Raw genomic sequence first — 12,928 nt, 5'->3', positions numbered from 1 at the left:
CAAAGGGGCTTCGAGGGGTTACGAAGGGATATACACCGCCTGGTTGCAGAAGACCGCATCCGGCGTATTGATGTGATTGGCCGCCGCGACGACGGCGATTCTGGTGTCAAGGTCCGCGTCGCCGTACTCCTCAAGGCACAGCGAGGCCAGGGTATCGCCGGCCACGTGGCGCAGGCGGTTCAATCCCGGCTGAATCAGCACTTGACCGGCAGTCAACGAGCTGCCCGTGGGCAGGTTGTTGGCGAGTTCGATGATGACCGCGAGGTGATCGTCGCCGTACCAGCGGGCGGCCAGGCCCGGGAGGGTTTCGTCCGCGACGACGGTGTAGTGACCGACATTGGTGAGGTCGGGCATGTGCAGCCAGGTGCCCTGGTGGATCTCACGCTGGGCCACTCCGTTGACGATCTCCCAGATCAACTCGACATTGGAGTCCGTCGTGCCGTAGTAGTGCTGGGTGATCTCCTTTCGCGCCACGTTGGAATCAAGTGCGGTGACCTGATGCCGGTAGGTGACGTACGGGATCAGCAGCTGTTCTCCGACCTCGACCAGGTCTGGATCAGCGAGGTGATTCTGCAGTGCGATCACCGAGAACAGGTTGCCGTCTCCGTATTCACGTTGAGCGATGGTGAACAGGGTGTCGCCTTGTTGGACATCATAGTTCTTCGTTTCTTCCCAGATCCTTTCCAAGACAGAGCATTTGGCGGTGTCTTAGGGTGTGACGTACGAGCAGTTCTGTGCTCGGGTTCCATGGTGCGCCGAGCAGGCTGAGCTGGGCACGAGTAGTCCGCTACCCGAAAACAAAGCGCCAAGACCGGGCGCCGCGGATTCGACACGCGGCGCCCGGCGTTGGCGCACTGTTCAGCTGATGCGCTTCCCTCAGTCGCGCAACCCCGAGTCGCGGATCGCCTCGGCCAGCGGCTCCAGCACCCCCGGGTCATGCGGCACCGGGATGTACACGATGCCCAGATCGAGTCCCTCGGCGGCCAGCGCGGTCGCGTCGTCGATGACCTTCGCGTAGTTGAGATCGTCCTCCAGCCGCAGATGCGCCGAGGTCACGATCTCCTTCGGATCGCGCCCGATGTCGGCGCAGTGGGATTTCAGCACCTCGAGCTTGTGCGCGAACAGATCCGGCGGTCCGCCGGCGAAGTTCCAGTGTTGGGCATAGCGGGCGGTGATCCGCAGCGTGCGCTTTTCACCACTGCCTCCGATGCAGATCGGCGGGTGCGGACGCTGCGGGCCCTTGGGTTCGTTGCGGGCGTCTTTGAGCTGGTAGTAGGTGCCGTCGAAGTTGGTCGTCTCGTTGCTCAGCAGGCTGGTCAGCACTCCGCAAGCTTCTTCGAACCGGTCGAAGCGTTCTTTGATGCTGCCGAGCTCGATGCCGTAGGCGCCGGATTCCTCCTCGTTCCATCCGGCGCCGATGCCCAGCTCGAGCCGGCCGTCGGAGATGATGTCCAGCGCGGTGGCCATGTTGGCCAGCACCGCGGGATGGCGGTAGTGGATGCCGGTGACCAGAGTGCCCAGCCGCAGTCGCGTGGTCGCCTGGGCTAGTGCCGTCAACGTCGTCCAGCCCTCCAGACAGGGTCCGGCGCTGTCGCTGAAGATCGGGTAGAAGTGGTCGAAGGTCCACCCGGATTCGAAAACGTCGATATCGTCGGCGGTCTGCCAGACGGCGAGCATCTGTTTCCAGGTGGTGTTTTGGGGTGAGGTTTTGAACGCGAATCGCATTAATCCGACGGTAGTCCCGCTTCTCGACTCGTGCCGCAACGTGCTGCGCTACGACGTCAGGATGACCCTGCTGGCCGCCGGGCTGATCTTCCTGCTCGCATTGGTGCTCGGTGTGTGGAAGTACCGCCAGATGCTGGCGTCGCAGGATCATCGCGCGCATCCCTACGTCGACATCGCCCACCGCGCGGCGCTGCTGTATTCGTTCGCGACGCTGCTGGTCGCGGTCTTCGTGCAGTTCAGCGCTTGGCCGGCCTGGGTCAACTTGACCGCGGCGGCGTTCCTGGTGTTCTTCTTCGTCGCGGCCATCCTCAGCTATATCGCCCACGGTCTGCGGCGGGACACCGACAACCAGTTCGAAAAGCCGGACGGCGCACTGAAACTCGCGATGCTCGCGCTGATCGTCGCGGAGATCGGCGGCTTCGGGGTGATCTTCGCCGGCTTCGTCGTCGGCCAGTTGCTCTAGCGAGACGGGGCACACTGCGCCGCTCCTCCTCATCGCTGCGCTCTGCATCGTCGCCGGCGGGCACACTGCGCCGCTCCTCCTCATCGCTGCGCTCTGCATCGTCGCCGGCGGGCACACTGCGCCGCTCCTCCTCATCGCTGCGCTCTGCATCGTCGCCGGCGGGCACACTGCGCCGCTCCTCCTCATCGCTGCGCTCTGCATCGTCGCCGGCGGGCACACTGCGCCGCTCCTCCTCATCGCTGCGCTCTGCATCGTCGCCGGCGGGCACACTGCGCCGCTCCTCCTCATCGCTGCGCTCTGCATCGTCGCCGGCGGGCACACTGCGCCGCTCCTCCTCATCGCTGCGCTCTGCATCGTCGCCGGCGGGCACACTGCGCCGCTCCTCCTCATCGCTGCGCTCTGCATCGTCGCCGGCGGGCACACTGGAGAAATGGATCCGGTAGCCGCACTGCGTCAGATCGCCTACTACAAGGACCGGGCGCGCGAAGACACCCGTCGGGTGATGGCCTACCGCAACGCCGCCGACATCGTCGAGCGCCTCGACGACGCCGAACGCGAGCGGCACGGCCAGGCCAACAGCTGGCAGTCGCTGCCCGGTATCGGGCCGAAGACGGCCAAGGTGATCGCCCAGGCCTGGGCCGGCCGCGAACCCGATGCCCTGGCCGAATTATGTTCGGCCGCGCAGGATCTCGGCGGCGGTGAAATCCGGGCCGCGCTACGCGGCGACCTGCATCTGCACTCGAACTGGTCGGACGGTTCGGCGGACATCGAGGAAATGATGGCCACCGCGAAGGCGCTTGGTCACGAATACTGCGCGCTGACCGACCACTCGCCGCGCCTGACGATCGCCAACGGCTTGTCGCCGGAGCGGCTGCGCAAACAGCTCGACGTCATCGACACGCTGCGCGATCGGTTCGCGCCGATGCGCATCCTGACCGGCATCGAGGTGGACATCCTCGACGACGGCAGCCTCGACCAGGAGCCCGAGCTGCTGGACCGCCTCGACGTCGTGGTGGCCAGCGTGCACTCCAAGCTGTCGATGGACTCCGCGGCGATGACACGGCGAATGGTGCGCGCCGTCAGCGACGGGCACGCCGACGTGCTCGGGCACTGCACGGGACGGCTGGTCACCGGCAACCGCGGTATGCGGCCGGAGTCGACGTTCGACGCCGAGGCGGTGTTCACCGCCTGCCGCGACCACGGCACCGCCGTCGAGATCAACTCCCGGCCCGAACGACGCGACCCGCCCACCCGGCTGCTGAACCTCGCGCTGGAGATCGGCTGCGAGTTCAGCATCGACACCGACGCGCACGCGCCGGGCCAGTTGGACTTCCTCGGCTACGGCGCGCAGCGGGCGCTGGACGCGGGTGTGCCGGCCGAGCGGATCGTCAACACCTGGCCGGTGGAGAAGCTTTTGGCGTGGACGGCATCGGTCGGGTAGCGCCAACGCGGACTTGGCCTGTCGCCGAATCGACGCGTATGCGGCCCTGGCTAACACCTGGGCTGTCATCCTTGGCTTCGTGACCGACGCCAAACACGTCGTCTTGATTCACGGCTCCTTTGGTCGTGGGGAGCAGTTGGCTCCGGCCCGCGCTGCATTCGAAGAGCGTGGATACGCGGTGCACACCCCGACCCTGCGGTACCACGAACTGCCCAGGCGGGAAGGCGCGAAGAAGGTCGCGTCGCTAAGCCTTCGGGACTACGCCGACGACTTGGTGGCGTTCGTGAAATCACTGGATTCTCCGCCGCTTCTGGTAGGTCACTCGATGGGCGGTCTGCTGGCGCAGTTGGTCGCCGCGGGCGCCCGCCCGGCTGGCGTGGTAGCCGCGTGTCCCGCTCCCGTGGCGGGCACAACGGGTGGGACACTCACAAGCTTGCGCATGATGCTGCCGCACGTGCTGCGGCCTCGCTCCTGGAAAAAGCCATGGCGCCCTCCGACGTTCGAGCAATCTCGACGTTGGATCGCCAACACGCAGACCGAGGACAGCGCCCGAGAGATATATGACGGCTTCGTCTGCGAGTCCGGTCGCTATCTTTGGGAACTCCTCCTTGCAGTGCCGAGGCTTTCGAAGGCCACCGTTGTCGATTTCGCGGCGGTCACTGCCCCTGTGCTGGTGATAGGTGCCGAGTGTGACCGCATCGTGCCAACCCGAGTCGTGCGCCGGACCGCAGCCCGGTACCAGCACGGGGACTGCGTTCAGATCCCCCGCTCTGACCACATGGTGTTTTCTGGGACGGCTCTGCCGATCACTATGAGCTACATCGACAGCTGGATGGCGGAAAATCATGTCCTTGCAAATCGGGCTGGATGAACCGCGCCGTCATGGCATCGCTTCGGCCAAGGCGATATGCCCTTCGAAGCCAAGCTCTTTCGCTGTGTCGCGATAGCGATCCCGGAACTCGGCATAGCTCGCTGCGTCACCGCGAGCCCGCGCCAGAAGAGCCCGCATCCGCAGCAGCGCCACCTCGAATAGTACGAATCCCGGGTCGGTCGGCTCTGCCGCCAGTCGGTCGACCGTGGCCTGCGCCTCTGTGAGATCGGCGCTCGTGCCGCGCTGCAACAGGGATTCCACCAAGACCCGAACGGCCTCGCCAAGGGAAAGCGCGTCCCCCGCGTCGAAGGTGTAGTCGACGACCGCGCGTGCCAACTCGATGGCGCCGCCGATATCGCCGGTCCTGGCTTTCTCCTTGGCGATCTCGGTATCGACGGTCCGCACTACGTTTTCCGCATAGCCATGCCGCACGTTAGCTTCACGAAACTCGGCGAGCAGCGCAAAACCTGCGGCGCGTTGCGAACCGCCCTGATTGATGAGGACAAGGCCGCGACTGACCCGGGCGGCATCCACCTGGAAGTCATCGCCGGAATGCTCGGCCAGCTTCATCGCTTCGGCGGTGTCCCGGTCAGCCGCGGCGTCGGGGAGCACCGCCCCGGCATGGGCGGCGAAGCGGTACTTATACAGCGCAGGGGTGATGAAGGACTTCGGGTCGACGCTGCGGGCCATCGCGAACGCCTGGTCGAGGTCTTCCCTCCAGCCCGGAACGCCGAGGCAATATCGACAGTTGCCACGCATGAGGAATGCCATCGCCAACGGTGACCCGACGGGGCCCAGAGCGCCCTTGGTGGGATCGCCGTCGGCCAAATCGATGACGCGCTGGGCCAAGCGCAGACCTTCGGCTGCCTGTCCTGCGAACCACTTGGCGCTGCTCATGAGCAACATCAACGTCATCGGCGGATCAGCGAACGACGCGAGCAGCAGGTTGCACTCCGACGCAAGCCGCGCCGCTTCCCGATAGCGGTTATGGAATACCAGCGTCGTCATCAGGCCGCCCATGCCGATCGCCAGCGACACTGTGTCGCCAGCGGCATTGCAGAGGTCACGCAGTTCGTCGAAGCCGGTGTCGGCGATGCTGCCGGCGACCCGGACGGTGTTCATGCACAGCAGCGTCCGCGGGGCGATGCGCATCGACGTTCGGCCCGGGTCATCGGTGGGCAACCGGTCGGCCATCGTTCGGGCCCGTTCCCAGCTGTTGCGCGCGGCCCTGATATCGCGCAATTGTGCCCATGCCCCGGCGCGCATGTGCCAGCCGAAAGCAGCGCACAGGTCACCGGCGGCCTCGAGATGCTCGGCGATCAGCGCGGCGTTCTCTTCCAGCGAGTCCGGGTGGTGTTGTTGGATGGCGGTTGCCAGCCGCCGATGCAGTTCGGCGCGGTCGGACTTCAGCTGTGTTTCGTAGGCTACGGTCCGGATCAGTGGATGGTGGAAGGCGTACTCGGCGTGCGGGGTGAACCGCACCTGGTCGACAAGTTCGGCAGCAATCAGCTCGCCCAGCTCAGCCTTACCATCGAGCAACGCCAACTGCTCGGCGTCAAATCGCACCCCGATCACCGCGGCGGCACTCAGAGTCTGCTTGGCGGCGGGGGAGAGCCGGTCGATACGGGCGCCGATGGTGGCCTGCAGGGTCGCCGGCACGGCGGCATCGGCATGATCGGCCCGGCAGACATAATTACAACGGGCTCCGGTCAGCACACCCCGCTCGGCCAGATCGCGCACCATCTCTTCGACGAAAAACGGGTTACCCGAGACTCTTTCGGCGATCATTGTGGCCAACCCGCCAACCGAACGGTCCGGCCCGAGCAGCTGCGAGACCAACGCTGCAGTCTCCGAATCACTCAGCGGGCCAAGGGCGATGCTCTGCGCACCGGGCACCCCGCTCAACGTGCCCCGATATTCGGGGCGGTAGCTGATCAGCACCAGCGAGGGCGTCTGCGGGACCACCGTGACAAAGTTGGTCAACAGGGATTCGCTCACCCCGTCGATCCAGTGCAGGTCCTCGATGACATAGACCGCCGGGGCTTTTCGGGCCAGCGACGCGGCATTGACGAGCGCGGTCAACCGCCGCCGGCGGGCGTCCGGATCGATCTTGGCCAGCGCCACATCGGGGTCGGCGATCCCTAGCAGATCCTCCAACAGCAGCACGTCCTCGGGGTGGGCGGCGGGGAATTGACCCCGCACTCCCACGCGAGCGGCCGCGTTGTCGAGTCCGCGCACGCCGGTGGCAGCACGTAGTAACCGCGCCACGACGTAAAACGGGATATCGCTGGCGTGTGATTCGCAGAAGGCGGTAAAGACCTCGACACCCCGGGCGGCGGCCATTGCGGTGACCTCGCGCACCAGACGGCTCTTGCCGATGCCCGCTGACCCCATCACGCCGACCACCGCGCCGTGACCGCCGATGGCCCGCTCTAACAAGCCCTCGACCGCCGCCATCTCCCAGTGCCGCCCGACCAGAGTCGCCTCCGCACGCCCGCCGGCGCGATGCCCGTCGGTCATGCCCAACAGCCGACGAACGGGCACCGGTTCCTCGACACCCTTGACCCGGACCAACTCAGTCGCAGCCAGATGCGCCACACCCTGAATAAGTCGCACAGTCGAAGCACTCAGCATCACCCCGCCCGGGGGGGCAACCGACTCCATCCGCTGGGCCATCCCGACCGGCTCACCGACGGTGGCGTAGCCAAACTTGCCCGAACCCATCGCACCGGCGATCACCTCGCCGGAATTCAGCCCGACCCGCAACCGCAGATCGATACCGTCATGCTCGCGCACATCGACGGCGAGCCGCGTCGCCTCCTCCTGAAGGCCTAGGGCCGCCAGACAGCCCAGGACGGCGTGATCTTCCGCCGCTACCGGCGCGCCAAACACGGCCATGATCCCATCGCCGGTCCACTGTGTGATTGTGCTGCCGTATCGCTGCACCACAGCAGCACAGCGGTCGGAGAGGGCAGCCATGATCTCGCGCAACCGCTCCGCACCGACCGCCGCGGCGATGTCCATCGAATGCACCACATCGGCGAACAGCACCGTTACCTGCTTGTACTCAGCATGGGCGTCGTGTGCCGTGACCGGTGCACCGCAGTGGTTGCAGAACTTCGAGTTCGCCGGCAACTCAGTGCCGCACGACCTGCACACCAAGCCTGCCGCCGTCATCTCACCCGGCCAGCCCGCCGCCGTTCACAGCATTATGGTGGCACCGCGAGCCGGCCAACATGCGCGATATCGACGCCCTGCTGCTCTTCCCAGGGCGCGAGATTTCACGATTAAGTAGTACTGCCCAGGTCTGCCCGAAATTGCAGTGGTGCGTCACTGAGCTCCAGCTACTCAACGCGAGTGACTATTCCCAAAGCGCTTGGCGCCCCCGGTTTCAACCGGATCAACATTGGCGTTCGAGGGGTTTGTGATGTCGGGTCGAGAATTTCATCGGGTGGGCGCCGGCCTGTTGGTCACGGTCGGTCTGTGTGGGTTGACGGCGCTGCTGAACTCGACGGCCGCGCTCGCCGACACCGCCGATTCGCCGCTCGGAGACGGCGAGGCGCTAATTTTCGGCGCCACCCTGGTACCGACACCGCCGTCGCAATACGTGGATGCTGCCGACACTCTGTACCTGCAGCACCTCGGCTTCACCGGCACCGCGCAGTCCTCGTATACCCCCGAAGGGTCGTCGGCGTTGAACCCCGACACTCTCCCGTACGGTGCATCGCTGGACCAGGACCAAGCGATCATGGTGTCCGGTATCGAAAGCCAAATAGCCGGCGGAGGAGTGAGCGCCGAGAACCCCGTCGTAGTTTTCGGCTACTCGCAGAGTTCAGAAGCTTCCTCGCTGCTCATGCAGCAACTTCAAGCCGATGGTGTGCCCAGCGACGACGTGCATTTCGTGCTGGTCGGCGACCTCCTTAATCCCAACGGCGGCTTCATGAACACCTTCGATTTTCCGGCCGGTAATACCGCGGCTTTCACTGCGCTGGACGTCCCATTCGAACCAGCGACACCATCCGACCTCTATCCGACCGACATCTACACCCTCGAATACGACGGTTTCGCCGACTTCCCGCACTACACGACAAATCTGCTGTCGGACCTCAACGCCATGCTGGGGTTCTTTTTTGAGCACTTCACGTATCTGGATCTCGCGCCCGACCAGATCAACAACGCGATTCTGTTGCCGGGATCTGAGGCACTTACCGGGCAGGGGCTGACCGACTACTACATGATTCCCAACGACAACCTGCCGATCTTGGAGCCGCTGCTCTTGATCCCGCGAGTCGGACAGCCGCTCTATGATCTGCTGCAACCCGATACCCAAATCCTGGTGAACCTGGGCTACGGCAGCATTACGGAGGGCTGGAATCAAGGGCCCGCCAACGAGCCCACCACCTTCGGGCTATCCCCCCACATCGATCACACGCAACTTGCCGATGCACTGAGCAACGGCTGGCACCAAGGAGTCACCGCCGCCCTCAGCGACCTGCACAACCCGGGCAGCTACCAAGACCAGGTCGCCCCGCTGCAGCCATTCGCAGACGCGTTCTACACAATCGGCGCCGCCCCCCAAGACCCGTCGTTTACCGACGTCATAGATGGATTGCTCAAGTACGCCGGCTTCCCACTGTCCGACGTGACGCTCAGCTCGTCGCCGACCGACATCATGAACGACATCAGCAGCACGCTCTCATACGACGTTTCGTCGTTGACCCCCCTTGCAGACGCAATCAAAGACGCGGTCACCAGTCTCCCTACATGGGACGCGAACATATTCACGGATCAACTCGGCAGCGGTAACTTCATTGACGCGATTCTTGATCCGACGTCCGCCAACACGGCGTTGGTTCCATACGACCTCATAGTCGGTGCTGAAGTTCCGTTGTTTGCCGCCGTGGGCACCTTCATCAACCTTGCGGGCCTGTTCTCATAGCCGCACAGCGCGACTGAGTGCGTCGCCACGACCGCATCAGTCCGGCAGGTGCGGCACCTCCAAGCCGGGGTCTCGGCCGATCAGGACGCCGCGGGTGAGCGCTGACTTGCCGTAGCGGCGACGCACGCTGTCGACCGCCGCGTCGACGTCGGCCGGATCGGCTCGCGAGGTGAACGGCAGCATCAGCTGCTCAGTGCCAGCGCGGTCGATTTCCGAGACCGCGAACCCGACAAGTGTCAGCCCCCGCTCGGCGATCAGCGGCGCGGCTGCCGCGACGAGTTGTCGCGCGGTGCCGAGGATGGTCTGCGTCGAACAGGTGGCCCACGGCAGCGTGTGCGATCGGGTGGCCCGGCCGAAGTCGTTGAACCGCAACCGAAGCGTGACGGTCCGGCCGGTTCGCCCGGCGGCACGCATCCGGGTCGCGATGCGGTCGACCAGGCCGATCACCACCGCGTCGACCTCGGCCCGCGACATGGTGTTGCCGGCGCGGCCCAGCGCCCGCTGCGCTCCCACCGACCGGCGGCGCACCCCCGTGGTCACCCGTCGGCGATCGATGTTGCGGGACAGCGCAAACAACTGGCGGCCCATCGCGCCGCCCACCAGCGACGCCAGCATGGACTCGCTCAGCTCGGCCACGTCGGCGACGGATTCGATGCCGTGCGTGTGCAGTTTGTCGGCGGTCACCGCGCCGACGCCCCACAGCCGTCGCACCGGCAGCGGATGCAGAAACGCGAGCTCCCGGCTCGGGGGAACCAGCAGCAAGCCGTCGGGTTTGGCTTCTTGGCTGGCCACCTTGGCGAGGAATTTGGTCCGCGCGATACCCACCGTGATGGGCAGGCCGACCCGGTCGCGGACCTCGCTGCGCAGCCGGGCCGCGATCTGCACCGGTGTGCCGGAGACCCGGCGCAGCCCACCGACGTCGATGAACGCCTCGTCCACCGAGATGGCCTCCACTAGCGGCGAGGTGTCGTGGAAGACCTCGAAGACCGCGTCGCTGGCCTGCGTGTAGGCCGCCATCCGGGGCGGCACCACCACGGCCTGCGGGCACAGCCGCCGGGCCTGGGCGCCGCCCATCGCGGTGCGCACGCCGTACGCCTTCGCCTCGTAGCTCGCCGCCAGCACCACGCCGCCGCCGACGATCACCGGCCGGCCGCGCAGCCCGGGGTCGTCGCGCTGCTCGACCGACGCGTAGAACGAGTCGAGGTCCGCGTGCAGGATCGAGGCCTCGCTGGACACGAACATATGTTCGCATCCAGCACCGACTTGGGGCTAGACCTCGCGCCCGTAGATGCTGCTCATCCAGATGTGCACCAGCGTCTCGAGCACCCTTTCGCGGGGCACCGACGGGCGGTCGTCGGCGAAGGAGCTGAGCATCACCTTCTCGTTAAGCAGGTTCAGCGCCGCCGACAACTGGTCGGCCGGCAGCGTCACCGGGGCGGCGCCGCGGGCCCGCTCGGTCTCGATGACGGTGGCGATGTGGCCGACCCACTTCTGCATGAATCGCGACCACAGGTCGCGCAGGTCCTTATTGGTGCGGGCGGAATCGGCGGCCAGTACAACGGCGCGGTGCGACCCGAACGTCTCGACGAAGACGTTGATGCCGATGCGCCACAACCCCTTCAGGTCGGCGGGCGGATTGGCGACCATGTTCTCCAACGCGGAGTCGGCTTCGACGATCACTCGCTGAAACAGCGTGAGTAGCACGGCGTCTTTGGACGGGAAGTAGAAGTAGAACGTCGGGCGCGACAGGCCGGCGCCTTTGGCCAGGTCGTCGACCGAGATGTCGGCCAGCGGGCGCTGCTGGAGCAGCTGCTCGGCGGTGGTCAGAATGGCGACCTCGCGGTCGTCGCCGGACGGGCGCGCGGACCGGCGTGCCCTGGGTGCACGGCTTGAGCTGACGGTTGCCACGCGGGTTACTTTACACGGTGTTGAGTAATTCAACAGAGTGTTGACGCACTCAACACGGTGTTGATAGCGTGTCCGCCATGACTGAACACCTCGACGTTGTTGTCGTCGGCGCCGGCATCTCCGGCATCAGCGCGGCCTGGCATCTGCAGGACCGCTGCCCGTCCAAGAGCTACGCCGTCCTCGAGCGTCGCGACGACCTCGGCGGCACGTGGGACCTGTTCAAATACCCCGGGATTCGCTCCGACTCGGACATGTTCACGCTGGGCTTTCGCTTCAAGCCGTGGGAATCGTCGACGTCGATCGCCGACGGCGCCTCGATCAAGGCCTACATCAAGGAAGCCGCGGCGGAGAACGGCATCGACAAGCACATCCGTTACCGGCACAAGGTGCTCGCTGCCGAGTGGTCCGACGCGGAGGATCGCTGGACCCTCACCGTCGACAACGACGGTCAGCGCCAGGAGCTGACCTGCTCGTTCCTGTTCGCGTGCAGCGGCTACTACAACTACGACGAGGGCTACCTGCCGAAGTTCGAGGGCTACGACGACTTCGCGGGCACCATCATTCATCCGCAGCACTGGCCGGAGGATCTCGACTACGTCGGCAAGAAGATCGTGGTGATCGGCTCGGGCGCCACCGCGATCACGCTGATTCCGTCGCTGGTGAAATCGGGCGCCGGTCACGTGACGATGCTGCAGCGGTCGCCGTCCTACGTCGGCTCGCTGCCGCTGAGCGACCCGTTCGCCGAGCAGGCCAACAAGTGGCTGCCGACCAAGGCCGCGCACACCGCGAACCGGTGGAAGTGGATCGCGTTCAGCACCTTCCAGTACCAGTTCTCCCGCAAGTTCCCGCGCCAGATGCGCAAGACGCTGCTGACGATGGCCAAGCGCCGGCTGCCGCAGGGCTACGACGTCGAGAAGCACTTCGGCCCGAGCTACAACCCGTGGGATCAGCGACTGTGTCTGGCGCCCAACGGTGATCTGTTCAAGACCATTCGCAAAGGCCAGGCCGACGTCGTCACCGACACCATCGACCGCTTCACCAAGACCGGTATCAAGCTCGGCTCCGGCCAGGAGATCGAGGCCGACATCATCATCACCGCAACGGGTTTGAATCTGCAGCTGTTCGGCGGCGCCGAGATCCGGCGCAACGGAGAGCACGTCGAACTCAACGACACGATGGCCTACAAGGGCATGATGCTGACCGGTATGCCGAACATGGCGTTCACCATCGGCTACACCAACGCATCGTGGACGCTGAAGGCCGACCTGGTCTCCGAATTCGTCTGCCGCGTCATCAATTACATGGACGCCAACGGCTATGCCACCGTCGTGCCGCAGCACCCGGGCAATTCCGTCGACGAGCGTCCGCTGATGGACTTCACACCGGGATACGTGCTGCGCGCCCTGGACTACCTTCCGAAGGCCGGACACGTGTCGCCGTGGCGGCTCAAGCAGAACTACTTCATGGACCTGCAGCTGATCCGGCGCGGCAAGGTCGACGACGAAGCTTTGGCCTTCGCGAAAAAGGCTGCAGCGCTGGCGGTTTAGTTCGGCGACGATGCGCTCCGGCGGAGCGGAGCGA

10 protein-coding genes and 2 pseudogenes are annotated in these 12,928 nt (G+C 65.4%); 5 read left to right on the top strand and 7 right to left on the bottom strand.

Annotation, left to right across the window (positions count from 1 at the left end; genetic code table 11):
• Nucleotides 1–18: 18 nt before the first annotated feature.
• Together G6N27_RS15550 and G6N27_RS15545 are read right to left on the bottom strand one after the other, a co-directional pair.
• Nucleotides 19–687, bottom strand: coding sequence for a LysM peptidoglycan-binding domain-containing protein (locus G6N27_RS15550; protein ID WP_232064598.1), 669 nt, complete (start codon nucleotides 685–687; stop codon nucleotides 19–21).
• Nucleotides 688–876: 189 nt separating this feature from the next.
• Nucleotides 877–1,725: an LLM class F420-dependent oxidoreductase gene (locus tag G6N27_RS15545; RefSeq protein ID WP_163777264.1), complete on the bottom strand. Its 849-nt coding sequence runs from the start codon at nucleotides 1,723–1,725 to the stop codon at nucleotides 877–879.
• Between the two features lie 61 nt (nucleotides 1,726–1,786).
• Here G6N27_RS15545 and G6N27_RS15540 point away from each other — a divergent pair, with 61 nt between their 5' ends.
• Complete coding sequence (locus G6N27_RS15540) at nucleotides 1,787–2,188, top strand: hypothetical protein (protein WP_163781865.1); 402 nt, start codon at nucleotides 1,787–1,789, stop codon at nucleotides 2,186–2,188.
• A 129-nt stretch (nucleotides 2,189–2,317) separates the two neighbouring features.
• Here G6N27_RS15540 and G6N27_RS25710 read toward each other — a convergent pair.
• Nucleotides 2,318–2,407, bottom strand: a pseudogene (locus G6N27_RS25710) (sirohydrochlorin chelatase); the annotation flags it as partial.
• A gap of 114 nt (nucleotides 2,408–2,521) precedes the next feature.
• A pseudogene (locus tag G6N27_RS25705) lies at nucleotides 2,522–2,611 on the bottom strand (sirohydrochlorin chelatase); the annotation flags it as partial.
• 7 nt (nucleotides 2,612–2,618) lie between these two features.
• Between G6N27_RS25705 and G6N27_RS15530 the strand changes: the two are divergent.
• Nucleotides 2,619–3,629, top strand: coding sequence for a PHP domain-containing protein (locus G6N27_RS15530; protein ID WP_163777262.1), 1,011 nt, complete (start codon nucleotides 2,619–2,621; stop codon nucleotides 3,627–3,629).
• A gap of 79 nt (nucleotides 3,630–3,708) precedes the next feature.
• Nucleotides 3,709–4,500 carry an alpha/beta hydrolase gene (locus tag G6N27_RS15525; RefSeq protein ID WP_163777260.1) on the top strand — a complete coding sequence of 264 codons (792 nt, stop codon included), beginning with the start codon at nucleotides 3,709–3,711 and terminating at the stop codon, nucleotides 4,498–4,500.
• 9 nt (nucleotides 4,501–4,509) lie between these two features.
• On the opposite strand, the gene G6N27_RS15520 is transcribed toward G6N27_RS15525, so the two are convergent.
• Complete coding sequence (locus G6N27_RS15520; protein ID WP_163777258.1) at nucleotides 4,510–7,677, bottom strand: adenylate/guanylate cyclase domain-containing protein; 3,168 nt, start codon at nucleotides 7,675–7,677, stop codon at nucleotides 4,510–4,512.
• Between the two features lie 250 nt (nucleotides 7,678–7,927).
• Here G6N27_RS15520 and G6N27_RS15515 point away from each other — a divergent pair, with 250 nt between their 5' ends.
• Nucleotides 7,928–9,439, top strand: a complete 1,512-nt coding sequence (locus G6N27_RS15515) for a PE-PPE domain-containing protein (protein ID WP_163777256.1) — start codon at nucleotides 7,928–7,930, stop codon at nucleotides 9,437–9,439.
• 36 nt (nucleotides 9,440–9,475) lie between these two features.
• On the opposite strand, the gene dinB is transcribed toward G6N27_RS15515, so the two are convergent.
• Nucleotides 9,476–10,681, bottom strand: a complete 1,206-nt coding sequence (gene dinB, locus G6N27_RS15510) for a DNA polymerase IV (RefSeq protein ID WP_163777254.1) — start codon at nucleotides 10,679–10,681, stop codon at nucleotides 9,476–9,478.
• Nucleotides 10,682–10,708: 27 nt separating this feature from the next.
• Complete coding sequence (locus G6N27_RS15505) at nucleotides 10,709–11,347, bottom strand: TetR/AcrR family transcriptional regulator (protein WP_163777252.1); 639 nt, start codon at nucleotides 11,345–11,347, stop codon at nucleotides 10,709–10,711.
• Nucleotides 11,348–11,424: 77 nt separating this feature from the next.
• Between G6N27_RS15505 and G6N27_RS15500 the strand changes: the two genes are divergently transcribed.
• Complete coding sequence (locus G6N27_RS15500) at nucleotides 11,425–12,894, top strand: flavin-containing monooxygenase (RefSeq protein ID WP_163777249.1); 1,470 nt, start codon at nucleotides 11,425–11,427, stop codon at nucleotides 12,892–12,894.
• The last annotated feature ends 34 nt before the right edge of the window (nucleotides 12,895–12,928 follow it).

It is taken from the genome of Mycobacterium cookii (assembly GCF_010727945.1).
Lineage (GTDB): Bacteria > Actinomycetota > Actinomycetes > Mycobacteriales > Mycobacteriaceae > Mycobacterium > Mycobacterium cookii.
This window is presented reverse-complemented; position numbering and strand designations above follow the sequence as displayed.

Coding starts and splice junctions, on each gene's coding strand:
- G6N27_RS15545 (WP_163777264.1), bottom strand. CDS start 1,725: ATGCGATTCGCGTTCAAAACCTCACCCCAAAACACCACCTGGAAACAG.
- dinB (WP_163777254.1), bottom strand. CDS start 10,681: ATGTTCGTGTCCAGCGAGGCCTCGATCCTGCACGCGGACCTCGACTCG.
- G6N27_RS15520 (WP_163777258.1), bottom strand. CDS start 7,677: ATGACGGCGGCAGGCTTGGTGTGCAGGTCGTGCGGCACTGAGTTGCCG.
- G6N27_RS15500 (WP_163777249.1), top strand. CDS start 11,425: ATGACTGAACACCTCGACGTTGTTGTCGTCGGCGCCGGCATCTCCGGC.
- G6N27_RS15530 (WP_163777262.1), top strand. CDS start 2,619: ATGGATCCGGTAGCCGCACTGCGTCAGATCGCCTACTACAAGGACCGG.
- G6N27_RS15540 (WP_163781865.1), top strand. CDS start 1,787: ATGACCCTGCTGGCCGCCGGGCTGATCTTCCTGCTCGCATTGGTGCTC.
- G6N27_RS15515 (WP_163777256.1), top strand. CDS start 7,928: ATGTCGGGTCGAGAATTTCATCGGGTGGGCGCCGGCCTGTTGGTCACG.